This is a genomic window from Actinomadura sp. DC4, assembly GCF_030406325.1.
Taxonomy (GTDB): Bacteria; Actinomycetota; Actinomycetes; order Streptosporangiales; family Streptosporangiaceae; genus Actinoallomurus.
Window position 1 is genome coordinate 33,797 of the sequence record NZ_JAUEQY010000050.1, and the last position, 20,774, is coordinate 54,570.

21 protein-coding genes and 1 pseudogene are annotated in these 20,774 nt (G+C 70.2%); 10 read left to right on the forward strand and 12 right to left on the reverse strand.

Annotated features, from left to right (window positions below):
- Positions 1 to 14: 14 nt before the first annotated feature.
- A complete protein-coding gene (locus tag QWU11_RS44670) occupies positions 15 to 839 on the forward strand; it encodes a 3-keto-5-aminohexanoate cleavage protein (RefSeq protein ID WP_290120680.1) in 825 nt (274 codons plus the stop codon).
- A 12-nt stretch (positions 840 to 851) separates the two neighbouring features.
- Positions 852 to 1,775, forward strand: a complete 924-nt coding sequence (locus QWU11_RS44675; RefSeq protein ID WP_290120681.1) for an asparaginase — start codon at positions 852 to 854, stop codon at positions 1,773 to 1,775.
- Positions 1,776 to 1,890: 115 nt separating this feature from the next.
- On the opposite strand, the gene QWU11_RS44680 is transcribed toward QWU11_RS44675, so the two are convergent.
- Together QWU11_RS44680 and QWU11_RS44685 are read right to left on the reverse strand one after the other, a co-directional pair.
- A complete protein-coding gene (locus QWU11_RS44680) occupies positions 1,891 to 2,163 on the reverse strand; it encodes a hypothetical protein (protein WP_290120682.1) in 273 nt (90 codons plus the stop codon).
- Between the two features lie 169 nt (positions 2,164 to 2,332).
- On the reverse strand, positions 2,333 to 3,988 hold the full coding sequence (locus QWU11_RS44685; RefSeq protein ID WP_290120683.1) for a DUF2207 domain-containing protein: 1,656 nt from the start codon (positions 3,986 to 3,988) through the stop codon (positions 2,333 to 2,335).
- Between the two features lie 296 nt (positions 3,989 to 4,284).
- Between QWU11_RS44685 and QWU11_RS44690 the strand changes: the two genes are divergently transcribed.
- The 4 genes from QWU11_RS44690 (at position 4,285) to QWU11_RS44705 (ending at position 6,596) form a co-directional block, all read left to right on the forward strand.
- Positions 4,285 to 5,124 carry a neutral zinc metallopeptidase gene (locus QWU11_RS44690; protein ID WP_290120684.1) on the forward strand — a complete coding sequence of 280 codons (840 nt, stop codon included), beginning with the start codon at positions 4,285 to 4,287 and terminating at the stop codon, positions 5,122 to 5,124.
- Between the two features lie 192 nt (positions 5,125 to 5,316).
- On the forward strand, positions 5,317 to 5,715 hold the full coding sequence (locus QWU11_RS44695; RefSeq protein WP_290120685.1) for a helix-turn-helix transcriptional regulator: 399 nt from the start codon (positions 5,317 to 5,319) through the stop codon (positions 5,713 to 5,715).
- A complete protein-coding gene (locus QWU11_RS44700) occupies positions 5,712 to 6,092 on the forward strand; it encodes a hypothetical protein (protein WP_290120686.1) in 381 nt (126 codons plus the stop codon). Before QWU11_RS44695 ends, QWU11_RS44700 begins: the two co-directional genes overlap by 4 nt.
- A gap of 168 nt (positions 6,093 to 6,260) precedes the next feature.
- A complete protein-coding gene (locus tag QWU11_RS44705) occupies positions 6,261 to 6,596 on the forward strand; it encodes a DUF2516 family protein (RefSeq protein ID WP_290120687.1) in 336 nt (111 codons plus the stop codon).
- 3 nt (positions 6,597 to 6,599) lie between these two features.
- Here QWU11_RS44705 and QWU11_RS44710 read toward each other — a convergent pair whose 3' ends face one another.
- Entirely contained in the window at positions 6,600 to 7,343 is a 744-nt protein-coding gene (locus tag QWU11_RS44710) for an SGNH/GDSL hydrolase family protein (RefSeq protein ID WP_290120688.1), read from the reverse strand.
- A gap of 206 nt (positions 7,344 to 7,549) precedes the next feature.
- On the opposite strand from QWU11_RS44710, the gene QWU11_RS44715 reads away from it, so the two are divergent.
- Positions 7,550 to 8,122, forward strand: coding sequence for an alanyl-tRNA editing protein (locus QWU11_RS44715; RefSeq protein WP_290120689.1), 573 nt, complete (start codon positions 7,550 to 7,552; stop codon positions 8,120 to 8,122).
- A gap of 18 nt (positions 8,123 to 8,140) precedes the next feature.
- On the opposite strand, the gene QWU11_RS44720 is transcribed toward QWU11_RS44715, so the two are convergent.
- The 4 genes from QWU11_RS44720 to QWU11_RS44735 form a co-directional block, all read right to left on the reverse strand.
- Positions 8,141 to 9,268: a LamG domain-containing protein gene (locus tag QWU11_RS44720; RefSeq protein WP_290120690.1), complete on the reverse strand. Its 1,128-nt coding sequence runs from the start codon at positions 9,266 to 9,268 to the stop codon at positions 8,141 to 8,143.
- Positions 9,269 to 9,368: 100 nt separating this feature from the next.
- Positions 9,369 to 9,935, reverse strand: coding sequence for a hypothetical protein (locus tag QWU11_RS44725; RefSeq protein ID WP_290120691.1), 567 nt, complete (start codon positions 9,933 to 9,935; stop codon positions 9,369 to 9,371).
- Between the two features lie 274 nt (positions 9,936 to 10,209).
- Positions 10,210 to 10,737, reverse strand: a complete 528-nt coding sequence (locus QWU11_RS44730) for a hypothetical protein (protein ID WP_290120692.1) — start codon at positions 10,735 to 10,737, stop codon at positions 10,210 to 10,212.
- 375 nt (positions 10,738 to 11,112) lie between these two features.
- Positions 11,113 to 11,739, reverse strand: a complete 627-nt coding sequence (locus tag QWU11_RS44735; RefSeq protein WP_290120693.1) for a TetR family transcriptional regulator — start codon at positions 11,737 to 11,739, stop codon at positions 11,113 to 11,115.
- A gap of 73 nt (positions 11,740 to 11,812) precedes the next feature.
- On the opposite strand from QWU11_RS44735, the gene QWU11_RS44740 reads away from it, so the two are divergent.
- Positions 11,813 to 14,074, forward strand: coding sequence for an MMPL family transporter (locus tag QWU11_RS44740; protein WP_290120694.1), 2,262 nt, complete (start codon positions 11,813 to 11,815; stop codon positions 14,072 to 14,074).
- Here the strand turns inward: QWU11_RS44740 and QWU11_RS44745 are convergent, their stop codons facing one another.
- Genes QWU11_RS44745 through QWU11_RS44765 form a run of 5 tightly spaced genes read right to left on the reverse strand, consistent with a single transcriptional unit; the run spans position 14,075 to position 18,966 of the window.
- Positions 14,075 to 14,980 carry a M56 family metallopeptidase gene (locus QWU11_RS44745; protein ID WP_290120695.1) on the reverse strand — a complete coding sequence of 302 codons (906 nt, stop codon included), beginning with the start codon at positions 14,978 to 14,980 and terminating at the stop codon, positions 14,075 to 14,077. It abuts the gene before it with no gap.
- A gap of 5 nt (positions 14,981 to 14,985) precedes the next feature.
- Positions 14,986 to 15,345, reverse strand: coding sequence for a BlaI/MecI/CopY family transcriptional regulator (locus QWU11_RS44750; RefSeq protein WP_290120696.1), 360 nt, complete (start codon positions 15,343 to 15,345; stop codon positions 14,986 to 14,988).
- A gap of 52 nt (positions 15,346 to 15,397) precedes the next feature.
- Positions 15,398 to 17,698: an FtsX-like permease family protein gene (locus QWU11_RS44755; protein WP_290120697.1), complete on the reverse strand. Its 2,301-nt coding sequence runs from the start codon at positions 17,696 to 17,698 to the stop codon at positions 15,398 to 15,400.
- 3 nt (positions 17,699 to 17,701) lie between these two features.
- The gene (locus QWU11_RS44760; protein ID WP_354670955.1) at positions 17,702 to 18,463 is read right to left on the reverse strand and encodes an ABC transporter ATP-binding protein; all 762 of its coding nucleotides are present in this window, start codon (positions 18,461 to 18,463) and stop codon (positions 17,702 to 17,704) included.
- Positions 18,460 to 18,966 carry a PadR family transcriptional regulator gene (locus tag QWU11_RS44765; RefSeq protein WP_290120698.1) on the reverse strand — a complete coding sequence of 169 codons (507 nt, stop codon included), beginning with the start codon at positions 18,964 to 18,966 and terminating at the stop codon, positions 18,460 to 18,462. The genes QWU11_RS44760 and QWU11_RS44765 overlap by 4 nt, the downstream gene beginning before the upstream one ends.
- 193 nt (positions 18,967 to 19,159) lie before the next feature.
- Here QWU11_RS44765 and QWU11_RS44770 point away from each other — a divergent pair, with 193 nt between their 5' ends.
- Both QWU11_RS44770 and QWU11_RS44775 read left to right on the forward strand, forming a co-directional pair.
- The gene (locus QWU11_RS44770; RefSeq protein WP_290120699.1) at positions 19,160 to 20,395 is read left to right on the forward strand and encodes an ABC transporter substrate-binding protein; all 1,236 of its coding nucleotides are present in this window, start codon (positions 19,160 to 19,162) and stop codon (positions 20,393 to 20,395) included.
- A 112-nt stretch (positions 20,396 to 20,507) separates the two neighbouring features.
- A pseudogene (locus QWU11_RS44775) lies at positions 20,508 to 20,774 on the forward strand (hypothetical protein); the annotation flags it as partial.

The window sequence follows — 20,774 nt, forward strand, 5'->3', positions numbered from 1 at the left end:
AAATCATGTCGTACATGGCCACGACACTGATAACTATTGCGCCCACCGGCGCGGAGGCCGCCAAGGTCGACGCCCCGGCGCTCCCGGTGACGCTGGAGGAGCTCGTCCAGACCGGGAAGGAGTGCGAGGCAGCCGGAGCGGCGGTGATCCACGTCCACATCCGCGACGCCGAGACCCGGCCGACGCTCGATCCGATCCGGCTCCGCGACACGGTGGCCGCCCTGCGCGAGAGCACCGACCTCATCGTCCAGCTGTCCACCGGCGGCGCGGTCACCGACCCGTACGAGCACCGCCTGAAGGTCCTGGACGCGGCGCCGGACGCCTGCTCGCTCACGTGCGGCACGGTCAACTTCGGCGACGACGTCTTCATGAACCCCTGGCCCTTCATGGCCGAGCTGTACCAGCTCACCCAGTCGATGAAGGTCGTGCCGGAGTTCGAGCTGTTCGACCTCGGGCAGGTCGCGTCGCTGCGGCGGCTGCTCGACACCTACGGCCCGCCGTACGGCGGACGCGTCCACTGCGACCTCGTCATGGGCGTTCCCGGCGGCATGCCCGGCGACACCCGCTCGCTCGTCGCGGCGGTCGAGGCGCTGCCCGAAGGCGCGACGTGGTCGGCCACCGGGATCGGCCGGACCACGCTTCCCGTGATGTACGCGGCCCTGTCTGCCGGCGGTCATCTGCGCGTCGGCATGGAAGATACGCTGACATTCGCCAAGGGACGGCCCGTAACGGCCAACGCCCAGCTCGTGGAGCGCGCGGCGACCGCGGCGAAGACCGCTCAGCGCCCGCCCATGACTCCGGACGAGGCACGGTCGTTCCTCGGTGTGAAGCGTCGCTGAAAAGGGGGAAGCGTGAATCCCGTCCTCGTCGAGGTGGAACGGTCCGGGTTCGTGGAGTCGCGTCACCGGGGCTCGGTGGCAGGGCTGGCCGCGGACGGCTCGACCGCCGTACGCCTCGGTTCGCCGGAGGACCCGGTCTTCCCGCGGTCGGCCAACAAGCCGATGCAGGCCGTCGCCATGGTGCGCCACGGCCTCGGCCTGGAGGGCGAGCTCCTCGCGCTCGCGTCGGCCAGCCACTCCGGTGAGGACTTCCACGTCGACGGGGTGCAGAAGATCCTCGCCGGCGCCGGGCTGAGCGCCGACGACCTGAAGTGCCCGTCCGACCGGCCCCTCGACCTCGAACTCGCCGTCGTACGGGAAAGGTCCCGGCCGCGCATGAACTGCTCGGGCAAGCATGCCGCGATGCTCGCCACGTGTGTGGTCAACGGCTGGCCGACCGCGTCCTACCTGGAGCCGGACCACCCGTTGCAGATGGCCGTACGGGAGGTCGTGACGGACCTGACCGGTGAAGAGGTCGTCGCGACCGGCGTGGACGGCTGCGGCGCGCCGCTGTTCGCGGTGACGCTGACCGGCCTGGCCCGCGCGTTCCGCGCGCTGGTCCTCGCCGCGCCCGGCAGCCCCGAGCGCCGCGTCGCCGACGCCATGCGCGCCCACCCCGAGTGGACGTCGGGCACCGACCGCGACGAGCGGCGTCTCATGGACGCCGTTCCGGGCCTTCTGGTCAAGTGCGGCGCGGAGGGCATCGACGCCTTCGCCTTCGCGGACGGCCGCGCGGGCGCCATCAAGATCGATGATGGCGCGATGCGGGCCCGTACGCCGGCCACGGTCGCGACGCTGCGCGCCCTCGGCGTCGGCGGTGTCCCCGAGGAGTTGGTCACGGCGCCGGTCCGCGGCGGAGAGTCGGTCGTCGGAGAGATCCGCGCGGTCGGCTTCTGAGGCCTGTGGCGAAACGCCATCTTCAGTAGAGGTATTTCGTGTGTCCGGCCCCGTCCGTGTAAACAACACGGTCAGGGCCGGACATTCACCGACATGATCGGCGTCGTCGGATCGGTTAATAGCGGTGGTGGTGACGGTGGTGCCGGTGATGGCGGCGGTGGTGCCGGTGGTGACGGCGGTGGCGGTGCCGCCTGCGCCGGTCATTGGCCACCGTACGCGTGCTCGACGACACCGATGCCTGATCGCCGACGGTGGCCGACGCGGGGCCGGCCACGGCGGTGACCATGGTGATGTCCTCGCTCGCCGCGAGGGCGGGTGTGCTCGTGATCAGGGCGCCGGCGGCTGCGATCGTGACCAGGCCAGCGGCGGCGCTAAGCTTTTTTCGCACGTCGTCTCCTTGTTACCGGAAATTGGCACGAGACCCATTCGTATCGGCGCTCTCGTGGTTCTCTACAGTTTCCAGTATCCCGGTGTAATATCGTGGCGACACAATGCGAAGGTAAGGTCATCACAAAGCCGGACATTTCCGGCTTTGGCTATGGTCTGTCAGGCGACCGTCAGGACAGCGTACGGAACTGCCGGGAGGCCGAGATCGCACCGGACGTGGCGAGCGTGAAGCTCCGCATCGACTCGGCGAAGTTGGACAGGTCCCACTCGGCCGGACCCTCGTACCAGTAGAGGTTGTCGGCCTGCTCCCCGTCGCCGCCGACATCGGCGACCGTGCCCGCCCAGCGGGACACCGAGTCGAACACCACCGCGTACGGCAGATAGCGCGAGAAGAGCGCCACCCGGTCGCCCGAGGGCCCGTCCGGCGCCTCGCCGCGGTACAGGTGCGCGCGGAACCCGAGCGTGTGCGCCAGCACGGTCGCGCCGTGCGAGGTCTTGGCGGGCATGTACTGACCGCCGACGGCCAGTGCGGCGCCCGCGATGATCACCGCGAGGCCGATGAGCGCGAGGTTGGTGTACAGCGCGAGCCCGATCGTGCCGATCAGGCCGATCCCGGCGAGGATCGTGCCGGTCGTGGTCCAGCGGGTGCGCTCGGAGTCGGGCCGCCGGGTGAACCACCCCTGCCGTACGACGTCTTCGTACAGCGCGCCGCGTACCGCCGCGAGCTGCCCGGCGAACGTCCCGCCCAGCTCCGAGAGGCGTACGACATCGCGTCCGGCGAACAGGGCGTCGTGCAGCAGCCGCTCGTACGGCATCAGGTCCTCGGCCGGCCCGTCGAGGCGCCGTAGCTGCCAGTCGATCCGCCCGTACGTCTCGCGGGTGAGCTCCTCGATCAGCAGGTAGCGGCGGACGGCCAGGTCGATGATGGTGGCGGTGACGTCGATGACGTCCGCCTGCTCGTCGATGAGCGTGCCGATCTGCCCCGGCCGTACACCGTCCGGCGGCGAGAACTCCCCGTCGTCGACCGGTGAGTGGTCGCCCTCGACCGCCTTCCTGCTGACGATGCGCGCGTCGCGCCCGCGCGTGGAGTACAGCAGGCCGACGCCGCCGAGCAGCAGCACGAGCAGGCCGACCAGCGCGGCCCCGGTCACGCCGTTGACGGTGAACGCGGTCGCGAGCGTGTGCCGCTGGTCGAGCGTCGGCTTCCCGGACGTCGTGCCGGGCGGATAGCCGATCACGATGGTGAGGTACTCGCCGGACTCGAGGTTCTGCTGCCGGAACTCCGCCTGCACGTGCGTGTGGTTGGTGAAGAACTGCGTACAGCCCACCGTGCTCCCCAGTTCGCCGGCGAAGCAGTTGAGGTCCTGTACGGCCGCGCCGGCCGCCACGCTGACCTCGGTCTGCGCCACGGGGACGTTCCAGCCGCCGGCGGCCACCCAGTTGAGCTCCTGGCGGTCCTTCAGCGGCGTCATCGCGCCCTGCACGGTGTAGGTGAGCTTCACCGTGTGGCTGCCCGCGCCGCCGCCGGACGGGGTGAGGACCGTACGGTCCTCGTCGCGCGTCACCGTGCCGCCGTGGACGTCGTTCACCTCGAAGCGGCGGTCGTTCCGGTCGTCCATGTGCTCGCGCCGGACGAACGTGCGGCGTACGCCGTCACCCTGGAAGGTCACCGTCTCCGTGGCGTGCAGGAGGCCGTCGGGGGTCACCGTGAGCGCGATCCTGTCGGAGGCGACCTGTCCTGGGGAACCCGCGTACGCCGGAGCCGCGCAGGCGAGGAGGCCCGCCGCGACGACGGGAGCGATGAGGTGCCGCGTCCGTACCAGCATGGGCGCACAGCGTACCGGGGAACGCTTCCCCCTTATAGGCATGACCTGCGCGGCTGGCCGGTGATCGATTTTTTCCGTGCTATGCAATGATTCTGGTCGCGGTCGCCTCCTGTCCGTACTACGCCGGGGCCGGCGGGGACGGCCGCGAGGAGGGACGGAAGCGAGTGGCAGGTCCTCATCGATCGCCTTCGCAGAGCGGCCCTGCGCCGCACACGCCACCGTCCGGCGCATGGCGTCCGGCGGCGGACTACGGTTACCGGCGGCCGTCCCGCCGGCCACGGCGTACGGCGACCGGAGTGGTCATCGGCGTCCTGGGCGGGTTCGCGGCGCTGTTCGTTGTGGCCGTCGTGGGGTTCTGGCTGGCCGGGAGCGGCCGCGAACCGAGCAAGGAGGCCGACGGCAGCCACCTGCGTACGGGCAGCAAGTCGGCCGCCCTCGCGGGCCCGCTGTACCGCAGCGGCTCGCTCTCCCGCGTCCCGTGCCGCCTGCCGAAGATCGCCGAAGGCGACGAGGCCTCGATGCGGACGTTCCTGCAGACGCTCTCCGACTGCCTGGACACCGCGTGGAACCGGCAGTTCGCGAAGGCGGGGGTCGCCGGGTTCACCGCCCCGCAGCGGGTCTTCTGGAGCACACCCGGCAGCAGCCCGTGCGGGTCCTATCCCGCGCCCGGCGCGTCGGCGTTCTACTGCCCGGCCAACGACACGATGTACGTCGGCCTGAGCAACATCGTGGAGACGGCCGGGGGCGAGCCGGTGTCGCACTACGCGGTGTTCGCCCGGGTGATCGCCCATGAGTACGGCCACCACGTGCAGGAGGACGCCGGGATCCTGGAGTACGGCCACGAGCTGATGGCGTCGGGAGGCGGCGGGGCCCCCGCGGAGGCGAGCCGGCGGATCGAGCTGCAGGCGCAGTGCTTCGCGGGCGCCTTCCTGTCCGCCGAGCGCCGTACGCTGCCGATGACGGCCAGGCAGTACCGCGAGATGATCAACGACAACCTGCTGCGCGGCGACGGCGCGTCCCAACCCCAGGACCATGGCTCGGGCAAGCACTACGCCGGCTGGGTGGCCCGTGGCTACCGCGGCGGCGCCCTGTCGGCCTGCGACACCTGGACCGTCCCGGCCTCCGACGTCTCCTGACCCTCCGGCGGACGAACCGCGCCGCCGTCCCGCCCGGCCGTCCGCGCGCTGCTCCCGCGTCTGGAAGATGCCGCTTCCCGCATTCGCCGAGGTGACCGCTTTACCTGGAACGACTCGAGATGTGACTCGTCTCACCCGTAAGTGCTTGCTGCTCCGCTTGCAATAGCAAGCATCGCGACGCACAGTGGATCCATGGCGACTTCCAAAGTCGGCTCCATCGGGGAGTACATCCGGGAGCAGCGGCAGCGGGCGAAGGTCTCGTTGCGCCAGCTGGCCGAGGTCACGGGTGTCTCGAACCCGTACCTGAGCCAGATCGAGCGCGGGCTGCGCAAGCCGAGCGCGGAGATCCTGCAGCAGATCGCGAAAGGTCTGCGCATCTCCGCCGAGGCCCTGTATGTGCAGGCGGGGATTCTCGATGACCGCGAGTCGGACACGGACGTCCAGGCCGCCATCCGCGCGGACGCCGGGCTGTCGGAGAGGCAGAAGCAGGTCCTCCTCGACATCTACGAGTCGTTCCGCCGGGAAGAAGGCAACGCCGGCGATGTCGCCAGCCGAATGACCTCATCGATGGAAGGAACGGAAGAGACATGACGATCACCGACAAGCTGCGTGACAGCAAGGCCTTCTACGTCGCCGCCGGCGCCGGCGACCTCGCGGTCGAGAAGCTCCGCGAGGTGCCGGACCGCATCAACAAGCTCCAGGAGAAGACCGACCCGAAGGACCTCGGCGGCGCCGCCGTCGCGTACGTGACCCAGGTGGGCACGCGTGCGGTCGAGGTCTACGACGGGCTGGCCGAGCGCGGCAAGCGGATCGTCAGCCGCGTTGACCGCCAGAAGGCCACGCAAGAGCTCGAGGAGTCGGCCCGGTCCACGGTCCGCCGCGCCCGTTCGGCCGCCGGTTCCGCCCGGACCACGGCCCGTACGGCCGCCAAGGCCGCCGGCGACGCCTCCAAGAAGGTCGGCAACTGAGCCAGCCGGAGGAGACTCCACCGCGAGGGCCCGGACGGGGCGACCCGTCCGGGCCCTCGTGTTTTCCTCAGGCGAGAACGGGCCTGACTCGGGCGTAGCGCATACGCTGGGGCCGTCAGGCAGTCGTAAGCGGCGTTCCGGCGCCGCCCACTCCAAAGGGAGAGAGCCGTGCTCGGAGGAGCCCAGGGTGTCGTCGCCTACCTGTTCTGGGCCGTGGCGATCGTGATGTTCGTCGTCGAGGTGTGGGCGGCCGCCGACGCCGTACGGCGCCCGGCCGCGGCCTACGCCGCGGCGGGAAAACTCACCAAGCAGCTCTGGCTGATCATTCTCGGCGTCGCGCTGCTGTTCGGGCTGGCAGGCGCGGTGCAGTTCGTCTCGATCCTCGGGATCCTGCCGATCATCGGCTTCATCGCCGCGGCCGTCTACCTCGCCGACGTACGGCCGGCGGTCCGGCAGTACGGGCGGGGCGGCTCGTCCTCCTCGGGCCCGTACGGCCCCTGGTAGGCGCTACGGCTTCGCGAGCTTCAGCTTGCGGAGGTCGGCCACCAGTTTGGTGGAGATGAAGCGTGCGCCCGCGGTGCTGGGGTGGATGCCGTCGTGCAGGATGTACATCGGCGCGTTGCCGGTGCCCTCCTTGCGGTCGCCGGTGATCCAGTGCTCGCGCAGCGGGTCGATGAAGGGCACGTTCTGCTCGGCGGCGACGCCGACCAGCGCGTCGCGCACGTCCTTGACCGAGGCGATCGGGTCCCCGCCCCACATCGGGCCCATGAGCACGACGCGGGGGTTCTCGGTCCACGTCTGCTGGATCGTCGACAGGAGCTGCCGGGCGCTGGAGGCGACTTCCTCGGGGGAGTACTTCCGGTCGTTGTGGCCGCCGGAGACGATCACCAGGTCCGGCGCGGGGCGCCAGGCGAGCTGCTCGGTGAACAGGTTCGCGAAGTTCTTGTGCACGTGGCCCTTCGCCACGAACCCGGTGCCGCGGTAGCCGCCGAGGATGACCTGCCAGCCGAGCGTACGCGCGGTGTCGGCGGCGTACGTCAGCTCGGGGATCTGCCCGTAGCGGCCGGTCGTGTAACTGTCGCCGAGGAACATCACCACGGGAGTGTGGTGCGCCTGCTCCTTGACCACCGGCGAGTGTTTCTTGGCGATGGGCGAGCTGTCCGCCCGCGCCCTGCGCGCCGTGCCACCGCACCCCGCGGACGCGAGGAGAGCGGCAACGGCGGCGACGCTGCACATCACGCGTCGTCTCATGCCGCTCCTTGACCGCGCCCGGGCAGCCGGGCGTTCTATCGTGACCTGTTATGACGACGACGCATCGGACACAGCGGCTCGAGCTGACAGACCAGGCACTCCGCGAGTGGGAGGCTGTCGTACTCGAGTCCGGTCCCGAAGGGATCGTCCTCGACCGTTCCGCATTTTATCCGGGCGGAGGGGGACAACCGGCCGATCTTGGTGTGTTGCTCTGGCAAGGAGTCCAGACTCACATCGCCGGCGTCCGCAAAGGAGACGATCTCCACCTCGTCCCGGCGGAGGGTGACCCGCTCCCACCTGCGGGTACGGTCGTGCGGTGCGCGATCGAGGACGAACGGCGCACCAGCCTCATGCGCACACATTCCGGCTTGCATGTTCTGTGCGGTGTCGTGTTCCGCGACTACGGCTGCCTCGTCACCGGCGGGAACATGGAGCCCGGCAGCGCCCGGATGGACTTCAACCTGCCGGAGGTGCCGCCCGGCTTCAAGGAGGCGGTCGAGGAGGCGTGCAACGCCGAGATCGTCGCCGACCGGCGCATCGACGTACGCTCGTTGCCCCGCGCGGAGGCGTTCGAGATCCCCGACATCATCCGCACGGCGACGAACCTCGTCCCGCAGGACGTGGAGGAGGTACGCATCGTGGACATCGTGGGCCTGGACACCCAGGCCGACGGCGGCACCCACGTCGCCTCCACCCGGCAGATCGGCCGCCTGCGCGTCGCCAAGATCGAGAACAAGGGCCGCGGCTTCCGGCGCGTACGGATCAGGATCGAGGACTGACCGGGCGTTCGGCGAGGGTCAGGCGCGATGCGCCACGATCTCGCCGATCTGCGCGTCGCTGAGGGCATGGGCGAAGACGCGCACGTCGTCGATGGCTCCGTGCCAGCCGTCGACGGGCTTGCCGTCCAGCACCGCCCGGCCGATCTCCAGCGGCCCGTCCGCGCGGGTCAGGGAGTCGCGTGTCCGGCATGCCTCGCGCGTGCCGTCGACGTAGAGGCACACGCGCCGGTCGGCGGGGTCGTGGACCGCGGCGAGATGGGTCCACCGCCCGGGTGCGGGCCGCAGGCCGCTGAACACGGTCTCGTCGCCCATGGCCCACCCCTTACGGCGGTCCGGCATCATGAACGCCCAGTCCCGGTGCTCGGCGTCGTAGTCGAGCAGCGCGATGTCGGGAGCGCGGCCGCCGTGATGCTCGCTGAACACCGTGCCCCAGTCGTCGGTCTCGTCCAGCCGTACCCATGCCGCGACCGTGAAGGCCTCGTCGGTACGGACGACGGGCCCGCGGGCGACCACGTGGCCACCGCCGTCGAACGCCAGCGCCCGGCCTCCCGGGACCGCCGTGCGGACCGCTCCGCCGGCGATCGACGCCGTCGCGCCGTGGCCGGAGGAGTCGTACGCGGCCGTGCCGCCGGTCTCCTCGAAGCGCCACCAGGCCGCCGCCTGGGGGAGGAACGCCGGGCGCCGTTCCGGCCGCCGTACGTCCGGCGGGCGGGACGAGGCACTGATGACCAGGAATGCCGCCAGCAGCACCACCGCCAGCGGCGCCAAGCGTAGGAGACGGTGTAACCGCCGTGTGTCCGCGCCGCGGGCCGGCGGGACCGGCTCGGGCGCCGGCTCGGCACGGGTCGCCTCGGGGCCCGGCCCGGTGCTCAGCCGCTGCCGTACGGCCACCCAGCGTGCGACGGTCTCCTCGTCACAGCCGCACGCGCCCACCAGCGCCTCGACGAGTTCGGTACGGGGCAGCGACTCGCGCTTGAGAGCCGTGGCGATGGTGCTGTGCGGCAGAACGTGGCCGCGGCGCATCGCCTCTTTCTCCAGCCGGCGGTAGGTCGAATCCGACCACGCCTTGAGCCGGCGGAGCTGGACGACGAACTCGACGGGAGACGTCGCTTCGCGCGGGTCCGGAGGAGGGCTCTCGAGTGGCACGGGGCGAAACCTATCGCGCCGGATAGCATTTGTGGCTATCGGCGGTTGATATGACGATGGCGGCCGTTTTCGGCGAACGGCCGCCATCGTCGGTGGAACGCTACTTCACGTTCTTGTAGCGGATCCCGTAGTAGTGATTGTTCTTGACATAGGTCCAGGACCAGTACTGCTTCTGGGCGTGGCTTCCGCTGTGCGGCTCGGCGTAGACGTACACGCCCTTCGAGGTCTTGGACACCACGAGCGCGACGTGGCCGCGGGAGGTGCTGGTCGCGTAGTGAGTGAGCGCGTCACCGGCCTTGAGGCCGCCGTTCGACACCTTCTTGGAGACGCCGAGCAGGCTGCCGGTCCAGTACGAGGTGTGCAGGCCCCAGGCCATCGAGACGAAGCCGGAGCAGTCCGCGCGGTAGCGGCCGTAGCCATTGCAGTAGGTCCGCGACTGGGAGTACGGCACCTTGGCCGTGACCCAGCTCTTGCCGCGCTTGAGGATGGTGGCGCGCGACAGGTGGGAGTTGTGCGCCGGGGTCTTCCCGCACTTCTTGGCGGACACGGTCGCCGGCGTGGTGGGGGCCGTCGCCGCGTGGGCGGTTCCGGTTCCGGCGCCGGCCACGCCGACCATGGCGAGCGTGGCGAGTTGTAGGGAGAAAAGTGTTTTCCGAGCGACGTTCATGCACGTCTCCTTCTTGGGGTCCTTTCGCGGAGTGCGATCGGTGGTCATATCTCTAGTGAGCCGACCATCCGGATCACAACGGATTACGCTGTTCGACCTTGTACGCGCCTGTTCGAGGGGCTTTATTCGAATAGAGAACCGCAGGTCGGAACGGTCTGTCCGAGGACAGGCGTCGCGACCTCCGCCGCGTACGGGTCGGGACCGCGGTCCGGGCCCGGAGACGGCCGGACGGCCCCGCGACGTCGTGTCGCGAGGCCGTCCGGTCGAGCGGGGGTCAGTTGACGGTGAGGGTTTCGGCCACGGGCCGCGGAGCGTTCGGGGTGCACGGGACCGTGAGGGTGCCGAGGAGCGGCACGCTCGCCTTGACGGTCACGTTGCCGCCCTGGAACTGGTCGGTGCCGGCCACGGTCGGCGTCCAGTTGCCGGCCAGGTCGCCGGTGATCGGCTGGTTCGCGGGAACCCTGCCGCCGCTTCCACTGACCTGGAATGAGGCGGTCTGGGCGCCCGTGACGTCGATGCCGGCGGTCGCGGTCCAGGAGTTGATGGCGACGGGCGACGACAGGCTCAGGTTGGAGATGTGCAGCGCGAAGTGCGTCGACGTGCCGGTGGTGGACGGGCTCGGCGAGGCGGTCAGCGTGCCGGAGATGGTGACCGCCTGCGACCCGGAGAGCGGGATGTTGCAGGTGTAGGACGCGGAGAAGCTGGAGGCGTGCGCGGGCGCCTGGAGGGCGAGCGCACCGAGACCACCGAGAGCTAAGACGCTGGAGGCAGCCGCGGCGCGCCTGGCGAGGGACCCGATCATCGTGGTGCTCCTTCCACCCGGGTTGCGGGAACGGAGGACTTGACCCGGGTTCCTTACTTACCCGTAATGCACCCGTAATGGGTCAACTTACTTGTGAGTAAGTTTCACGTTTTGCCATGATGTGGCCCCGGTGTTCACCGAGGAAAGTCCGGCGGGGTGCCGGCCGGAGGCCGACGCCGTGCGGGCGGCGATGGGTGGGCCTGGGGTCTGCGGCAGGTATGCCGGAGTGCGCGGCGAGCAGGCCGACGGCGGGCGGCTGGTCGACCAGAGGTCGACGGCGATCGGCCTACGCGGGCCGACTGCAGCGGTCGGCCGGGTCGGCGGTTGGTCGGCGCCGGGGCGGGTCGGTCTGGGTTCTGGGTTCTCGGTGGGCGGTCAGTCGGCGGTCGGGGGGCGGGTGACGGCGGGGATCGACTCGAGGACCGACTCGACGATGGTCAGTGCGCGCTGGGTGGCCTCGCGGGTTCGGTCGGGGTCGTAGGCTTGGGTGCGGCAGTAGGTGATCACTGCGCGCAGGCCGCCGAACGCGATTCCGATGAGGGTCACCGCCGTCACGTCGTCGAGCTCCGGGGCGATGTCGCGCAGCACCTCGACGAAGTCGTCCTCCGCGTCCGAGAACCGCTTCAGCGCCTGGGCCTGCAACGACGGCCGGTCGCGGATCAGGGCGACCTGGATCGCGCCGTACTCCCCGTCTTCGGCGGCGATCGCCCGCAGCAGGGCGTCGGCGACGCGCCGGAAGGTGGCCAGCGGTGTCTCGTCGCCGGGGCGTTCGGCCAGCCGGGCGCGTACGTCGGCGAGGCGTTCGTCCATCTCCGCGAACACCACGTCGTCCTTTGACGGGAAATAGCTGAAGAACGTGCGTGGGGAGACGTCGGCCGCGGCGGCGATATCGGAGATCGTCGTCTCCTCGTAGCCGCGCTCGTCGAACAGGCGCAGGGCGGCACCGGCGATGGCCCGGCGGGTGCGCTGTTTCTTCCGCTCCCTCAGCCCCATGTGATCCATTTCACCAATATATACACTCGATGCGACTTTGCAGGCGTTGCAACTTTTGAGGCCTCGTGCTGTCCTAGGCACCATGGCACGGATTCTGGATCGGCTGGGGCGGTTCTGTGCCCGGAACCGGCGGTGGGTGTTCGCGGTCTGGGCGGCGGTCGCGATCGCGGCCCTGGCGCTCGGCGCCGTCGGCGGGGGGACCTTCGTCCAGCAGGACCGCCTGCCCGGCACCGAGACCCAGCGCTCGATCGACCTGCTCCGGCACAACTTCGCCGACGTCACAGGGCCGACGGCGACCATCGTCTTCCACCCGCAACCCGGCGTCCAGCTCACCGACTGGCGGGTCGCGCTGCAGGTCGGCCAGGCCATCAAGCAGGTCGGCCGGTTGCCGCGCGTGGCCACCGTCGAGAACCCCTACGGCGGCACCGGCGGGGCCAAGGGCAAGAACGCCGTCGTCGCGGTCGCGCACCTCAAGGGCACCGCGCGCGACCTCGGGCCCGGCGACATGCGCGAGCTGGAAGAGGCCACCGAGCCCGCACGGCTGGCCGGGGTCGACGTCGACTACGGCGGCATCGTCTCGCTGATCCTCAACCAGCCCAAGGCCGGCCCCGAGGAGGGCGTCGGCGTCATCCTGGCCCTCGGCGTGCTCCTGCTCGCCTTTGGATCGTTCCTGGCGGCCGGTGTGCCGATCGTGATCTCCCTCGCCGCGCTGGCGGTGGCGTACTCACTGATCCACTTCGGGGCGTCGCTCTTCCAGGTGCATCCGACGGCGCCGATGGTCGCCGCCATGCTGGGTCTCGGCGCCGGTATCGACTACGCGCTGTTCGTCGTGACGCGGCATCGGCGGCAACTCGACGACGGCATGGACGTCGAGACCTCGATCGGCCGGGCGCTGGCGACCTCGGGGCACGCCGTGGTGTTCGCCGGCGGCACGGTCGTGTTCGCGATCTGCGGGCTGTGGTTCTCCGGCATCGCCTTCATCGGCATCATCGGGCTGGCCAGCGCGATCGCGGTCCTGCTCATGGTGACCGGCGCGCTCACGCTGCTGCCCGCCGTGCTCGGCGCCCTCGGCACGAACATCGACCGCTATCGGCTGCCGCGCGTCCGGCCCGACAAGGCCACCCACCGCTGGGAGCGCTGGGGACGGCACGTGGACGGGCACGCCTGGCCGTACGCGATCGCCGCGACGCTCTTCCTGCTCTTCCTCGCGATCCCGGTGCTCAGCCTGCGGTTCGGCATCATGGCCGACAGTACGCTGCCGCGCTCCAACAGCGCACGCCGCGCGTACGACGTGACGGCCAGGGAGTTCGGGCCGGGCTGGTACAGCCCGTTCGCGGTGGTCGCCGCCGTGCCCGCGCCCAAGGAGCCGACGCCGTCCGCGCAGTCCACCAAGACCGCGAAGGGCTGGACCGAGCTGCGCCGCGAGCCCGGCGGCCGTCTCGCCGTCAGCCCGGACGACCGGCCGGCGCCGAACCCGCAGGCCAAGCTGCTGGGGGAGGAGCTGCAGCGGAGGTTCCGCGGCGTCCGTGACGTCGCGGCCGTGCAGAACCCGGTCGTGGCCGGCGACAGCGTGATCGTCACCGTGGTGCCCGCCTCGGCCCCGCAGGCCAAGGCCACCGCCGACCTCGTCGGGAACCTGCGCGAGAACGTCATCCCGCCCGTCATGAAGGGCTATCCGGGCTCGCGCGCGTACGTCGGCGGAGAGTCGCCCGCGATCATCGACATGGCCGAGATCGTCAAGCAGCGCATGCCGTACGTCGTCGCCGTGGTGGTCGGGGTCGCGCTGGTCCTGCTGGTCATCGCGTTCCGCTCGGTGCTGGTGCCGCTCAAGGCCGCGCTGATGAACCTGCTGTCGATCGGCGCCTCGTACGGCGTGGTCACCGCGGTCTTCCAGTGGGGCTGGGGCATCCGCCTGCTCGGCCTCGACCAGCCGATGCCGATCGTTTCGTTCGTGCCGCTGTTCATGTTCGCGCTGGTCTTCGGCCTGTCGATGGATTATGAGGTGTTCCTGCTGTCACGGGTGCGCGAGGAGTACCTCCGCAGCGGCGACCCGCACGAGAGCGTCGTCACCGGCATCGGCTCGACCGCGCGCCTCATCACCTCGGCCGCGCTGATCATGATCTGCGTCTTCCTGAGCTTCCTCGGCCAGCCCGACTCGATGGTCAAGATGATGGGCGTCGGCCTCGCCTCGGCCGTCGCGGTGGACGCGACCGTCGTACGGCTCGTGCTGGTGCCCGCGCTGATGAGCCTGCTCGGCCACGCGAACTGGTGGTTCCCCGGCCGGGGCCACCGGCCCGGGCAGCCTGTGGCCGTCGAGGAGCGGCCGCTGGAGCCCGTACGGTGATCAGGCGGGGATGGCGTAGAGGATCAGCGGCAGCGCGGCGACGACCGTCGCGCTGACCAGCATCGCGCCGCGCATCGGGCGGGGCAGCGGCGCCGGGGACAGCAGCCGCCGGACGCGTACGAGGATCGGGTTGGTCTCATCGGCGCCGATCACGCCGAGCGTGCCGGCCGGCGTCGGCGCGGGGCCGGCGGAGGCGAAGCGCAGGAGGGCGGTGGCCAGCTCCTTGGCCGGGCGGTGCCGGCGGGCGCGGTCGTCGGCGGCCATCTCGATCAGCAGCTCGACCGCGTCGAGCGTGCGGGCGACGATGCTCGACTGCGGGAAGATGCGGCGCAGCGAGGTGAAGGGGAGCAGCACGAGGTCGTGGCGCTCGCGCGCGTGCGCCCGCTCGTGCGCGAGCACGGCGGCCAGCTCGTACGGGCCGAGGAGCTCGAGTGTCCCGGCGCTGACCACGACCTTGGAACGCACCCCGGGCACGCAGTAGGCGGCGGCCGCCGGGTGGTCGAGGACGAGCGTGCCGGGCACCTCGGGGTCGCCGTGCGCGACCAGGGCGAGCAGGGCGCGGTGACGCCGGCGGGCGCGGAAGACCCCGGCGATGGCGATCAGCAGCACGCCGACGAGCAGGAGCGCGAGCAGGAGGCCGGCCGCGAGGGCCGCGAGCCGGACCGACGACAGCAGCCGGGGATCTTCGAAGGACCGGACCACGCCGACGAGGACGCCCTGGCCGTACGGGGCGACGCCGAAGCCGAGCAGCGTGCCGATCGAGGCCAGGCCCCAGGCGAGGCCGAGGGCCTGCCAGAGCGCGATCGCGGTGCGCGGTGTGCGCCAGGTCCACCGGGCGCGGGTCAGCAGGTGCGCCCCGAGGGCGCTTCCGGCCGCCATCAGGGCGAGCAGGGCCGTGCCGGTCATCCCGGTTATGTCCCTTCGACCTCATCGAGAACGCGACGGAGCAGCTCCACCTCGTCGCCCGACACCGAGCGTGCGAAATGCGCCAGGGCGGCGTCGCGGTCGCCGGTCATGCTGAGCGCGCCCAGCATGAGCTCGGCGACGTACGCCTCTTTGGTCGCGATCGGACGGTAGCGCCAAGCGCGTCCTTCGCGCTCCCGTACGAGGAAACCTTTTTTGGCGAGCCGGTCGAGCACCGTCATCACCGTGGTGTGGGCGAGGTCGCGCTCGTCGGCCAGCTCGCGGCCGACCTCGCGCGCCGTGGCACCGTGCTCCCGGTGCCACAGGACCTCCATGACCGTGCGTTCTAGCTCTCCAAGACCCTTCACGTCACACATCCTATCCGCCGTAGTACTACACAGCGTAGTACGTCGTCCGGACTCAGAATCGGGACACCTCGCGTACGTCGATGCTGATCGCCTTACGGGCCAGGATGAAGGCGGTGAGCGTGGCGAGCCCCAGCGCGGCCAGCGCCGCCAGGCCCAGCTCGAAGGCGGTCGGGGCCCGGCCGATGCCCGCGCCGATGCCGCTCGTACGGCCCTGCAGGTCGATCAGCCGCGTGGACATGGCCAGGCCGCCGCCGATCCCGGCGATGACCGCGATCAGGGCGAGCACGCTCGTCCCGGCGACCAGGGCCGTGGTCACCTGGCGGGGCGTCAGGCCCATGGCGCGGAGCACGACGATGTCGCGCAGGTGGTCGCGGAGCCCGACGGACGCCGCGGTCAGAAGGTTCGCCGCCCCGATCAGCGCGAGCACGATGAGCAATCCGAGGATCACCACGCGGATGATGACGAGCCGCTGCGCAGGGTTCTGCGCCGCCTGGATGTCCAGCCGGTCGTGCGACTCGTCCAGCAGCCGAGCCCGTACCTTGTCGACCGAGACGCCGTGGCGCAGGACGATCCGGTAGGACTGGACCGGCGTCGCGCGGGACTGTTCGAGCGTGTCCATGCCGAAGGACAGCACCTCGCCGCTCAGCGACGGCTCGATCGTGCGTCCCACGATGTGCACGATCACCGGGACGCCGCTGATCGTCAGCCGCACGCGGTCGCCGACGTGGACGTGCAGCAGGTCGAGCAGGCCCTGACCGGCCACCGCCTCGCCCGGCCGGGCGTACATCCGCCCGTCGTGGATCGGGAACGGATAGGGCTGCTGCGACGTGCCGAGGGCACGTGCCTGGATCGTGCGCGTCTGCCCGGGAAGGAGCGCGTCCGTCTGCGCCTCGGGGTAGACCGCGGCCACGTCGCGGTCGGCGGAGATGACGGTGGCGGCCTCGTAGTCGTGCTGCCCGACCGGCCGGGCGATCAGCGCGCCGGCCAGGCCGATCTGCTCGGGATGGTTCTCGAAGTTGTCGAGCGTGGACCAGCAGCCGAGCGCGATCGTGACCATCACCATCGGGATGGCCAGGCCGCCGATGGTGATGACGGCGCGCAGCCGGCGGGTGAAGGCGTCGCGCGCGCCGAGGACCAGCGCCGGCGGGAGGCGTACGAGCAGGGCCAGCCGGGCGAAACGCGACAGCCGGCCGCTCGGCGGCTCGGCGGTGACCGTGCTGGTGGGCGACACGGTGCTGCCCCGCCAGGCGGGCAGCAGCGTGGCCACCGCCACGGTGGCCACGGTGGCGACCGCGATCAGGGCGAGGCGGCTCAGCGACAGGGGCGCCGCCACTGTGCCGGTGAGCGATCCGAACAGCCGCTGGGACAGCGAGGACACGGTGAGCACGGAGCCGGCCAGGATGCCGATGATCACTCCGGCGACGCCCAGGCAGGTCTGTTCGAGCAGCAGCATCCGCCTGATCTGGGCCGGGGTGAAGCCGAGCGCCTTGAGCAGCGCGATGTCCTGGAGGAGCGACAGGATGCGCCCGCCGGTCGCGTTACCGATGGCCAGCGCGGCGGCGACCAGCGCGACCACGCCGAACATGCCGAGCAGCAGGCCCAGCAGGCGGCTGTCCACCTCCATCGAGGCGCGTACCTGGTGCCAGGTCGAGACCCGGGCGACGTGGTCGCCGCCGAGGACGGTGACCACGTGCTGCACGAAGAAGTCGCTGGCGCTCGGATCGGCCAGCTTCAGGCCGATGAGCAGCTCGGTGCTCCCGGTGTCGGGCTCGATCGCGGTCAGGGTGCCGGGGAGCACCCAGACCAGGCCCGGCGTCACCGCGGGATAGGGGCCCTGGTCGGACTCGTCGGCGACGCCGGCCACCCGGAGGTCGTGCTGGCGCGCGTCGAGCCCGCGGACGTTCAGCGTGTCGCCCACCCCGACGCGCAGGACGCGGGCGAGGGCGCGTTCGAGGACGATGTCGTCGGGCCGGGAGGTGTCGAGCCAGTGTCCCTTGGCGATCACCGGCCGGCCGACCTCGGGCAGCTCGCTGCCCATCGCCCGCACCTCGAGCGGCGCCCGCTGTCCCTCGTGCACCGCCGTCGCCACCGCCGTCTGGTACGGCCCGGAGACTCCGGTGACGCCGTCCATCGTGCTCAGCGCGCTCAGGTCGGTGCCCGCCTGCGTGTGGACCCAGACGTGCGCGCCGTTGGAACGCGCGAACACGCCCTTCCACGGGTCCATCGCGCCTGCGAGCATGGTGATCGCCAGGATCAGCGCCGTGACCACGCCGGCCACGACGCTCACCGACAGCAGTGCCTGGCCGGGACGGGTGCGAAGGTCCGCGCGGATCCAGCGGATGGTGGCGTGCACGGCTCACAGGTCCAGGAACGAGCCGAGGGCGTTCTGCGCGCCGTACGCCGGGCGGACGTCGGCGTCATCGACGATCATGCCGTCGAACAGCGAGATCACCCGGTCGGCGGAGCTCGCCACCCGCGCGTCGTGCGTGACGAGCAGGATCGTCTGGCCCTGGTCGTGCACGGACTCCAGCAGCCGTACGACGTCACGCGTGTTGGTGCTGTCGAGGTTGCCGGTCGGCTCGTCGGCGAGGAGCAGGCTGGGCTCGTTGGCGAGCGCGCGTGCCATCGCGACGCGCTGCTGCTGGCCGCCGGACAGCCGGGCCGGCGAGGTGTCGGCGCGGTCGCTGAGCCCGAGCTCGTCGAGGAGGTACTCCCGGCGCTTGCGCGCCTGTTTGGGTCCGGCCCCGGCGAGCAGCGCGGGAAGCTCGACGTTGTCGGCGACGGTCATGTTCGAGATGAGGTTGAAGAACTGGAACACGACGCCGACGTGACGGCGCCGCAGCACGGCGCGGTCGGCCTCGCTCAGCTCGCTGAGCCGGTTGCCGCGCAGCCAGATCTCGCCACTGGTCGCGGGCACCAGGCCGGCGAGCAGGTGCAGGACGGTCGACTTGCCGGACCCGGACGGGCCCATGATGGCGACGAACTCACCCGGCCGTACGACCAGGTCGATACCGCGGATGGCGTGCACGTCGGTGCCGTCCGCGTGATGAACCTTCCTCAGATCCTTGGTGCGGATCATCGCCCCGGAGGCTTCGTCCGGGGCTTCTGCGCGGCTCACGTCAGCGCCTCCTGGCAGCGTTCGAGCCATTCGAGATCGGCCTGGAGGTGCAGCCGGGCGCCTTCGACCAGCAGTGTTGCGAGCGAATTGTCGCGTTCCTCCGGGTGGCCGGGTTCGGACAGGCCGCGCATGAGGTTGAGGCAGTGGCGGCGCTGCCGATTGATGAGCGTCATCCGGTCGGCGGCGCCGGCCAGGGGGGCGAGCGTGAGCTTCACGAAGAAGTCACTGCGCAAGCGGGGGCCGTCGCTGGGGGCGTCCAGCCATTCGGCGACGGCCTCGCGGCCGGCCGGAGTGAGGTCGTAGACACGTTTGTTCGGGCGGTTGCTCTGCGTCACATCTTCGCCGCGGACCAGGCCATCCTTTTCCAGCCGGCCCAGGGTGACATAGACCTGTCCGATGTTCGGCGACGGGTAGTTACCGCCGAACGTCTGCTCGAGCGCATGCTTGAGCTCGTATCCGTGTGCGGACTCCTTGGCCAGCAGGGCCAGCAACACCGATCGCACCCGCGGCCACCTCCTCAGGATCCTGCATGTCAGGCATGTTAGGCGTCATGCTGATGCCTGGACATAGGTAACGAAGCCGAAACTTCCCGTTGACACCTGGATTACGGGTGTGCATAACATGCATGTAGCCCAATGAGGGGTCATAGAGAGGGTGACGATGGTGCGGTCGCTGGCAAGCAGGCTCCTAGTAGTCGTGCTGGCGGCGGGCTGTGGCGTATCAGGCCCGTCCCATGCGGCGAGCGACGATCCCACGGTCGCGACCAGCGGACCCATCACTCTCGCCACTGGGCCGGATCTTACGGGTTACGTGCACCCATTGGTCGACAAATGGAACGCGGCGCACCCGTCCGAAAAGGTGACACTCCTCGAGCTTCCCGCCGCTGCGGACGATCAACACGCCCAAATGGTCACAAACCTCCAGGCGAAATCTGATCGTTACGACGTGCTCAACATGGACATCGTGTCGACGGCGGAGTTCGCCGACGCGGGGTGGATCATCCCGCTCGACCGCCGGCAGTTCCCGCTCGACCAGTTCCTGAAGCCGGTCGTCGACACGGCCATGTTCGGCGGGAAACTGTACGGCGTCCCCTACACCAGCAACGCCGGGCTGCTCTACTACCGAAAAGACATTTTGGACAAAGCTGGCAAGAAGCCGCCCAAGACCTGGGCCGAGCTTCGCCAGCTCGCCAAGACCGTGGCGCCGAAGTACGGCCTCGAAGGCTACGCCGGGCAGTTCCTTCCCTACGAAGGGCTGACCGTCAACTTCGCCGAGGCCGTGCAGTCCGCGGGCGGGGCGATCCTCACCGACGACGGCACGAAGGTCGCGGTGAACACTCCCCAGGCGAGGCAGGGCCTGGACTTCCTCGTACGCGGGTTCCGCGAGGGCTGGATCCCGAAGCGGTCCCTCACCTTCAAGGAAGAGGAGTCGCGCGAGGAGTTCCAGAGCGGACGGCTGCTGTTCCTGCGGAACTGGCCGTACGTCTACGGGCTCGTGTCGCGTCCGGACAGCAAGGTCAGGAAGAAGTTCGGCGTCACGGTGCTGCCGGGCCAGTCCGGACCGGGTTCGAGTTCGCTCGGCGGCGCCAACCTCGCCGTGAGCGCCTATTCGCGGCACCAGAAGACGGCGATCGCCTTCATCAAATACCTCACCAGTCTGGAGAGCGAGCGGGACGGCCTCACCCAGGGGTCATTCCCGCCCGTGTGGGCGCGGCTCTACGACGATCCCGCGCTGATCAAACGCTTCCCCTATCTACCGGTGCTCAAGAAGAGCATCCTCTCGGCCAAGCCACGGCCGGTGAGTCCGAACTACAACCAGGTGAGTCTCGCGATCTCCAATGCCGTGAGCGGGGCTCTGTCCTTCCGTCAAACTCCCGATGCAGCCATCTCGCAGATGGCCGGAGATCTCGGGAGCGTCATCACCAACCGTTGATCTGAACAACGGCACCACTGGGGTACCCGCCCCTGTCTTAATGGCGGGTTTCGGCGAACGAACGCGAGGAGTTCTCCTTCGCGCGCCTTCCGTCACCCCGTGATGCCGACCTATGGCCGAAATTCGGGGGCCGTTCAAAGTGCAGAAAGGTACGAAGATGCAAGCAAGAAGTCTCTGGGCAGCGGCGCTGACCGCGGGCCTGCTCGTCGCCGCCACCGCGTGTGGCAGCAGCGACGACAGCAAGACCTCCGGCAAGGCGAGCACTGGTACGCAGGAGCTCAAGGGCACGACCATTGAGGTCGCGGCGAAGTGGACGGGTCCGGAGCAGGCGAACTTCCAGAAGGTTTTGTCGGCTTTTGAGAAGCAGACGGGGGCGAAG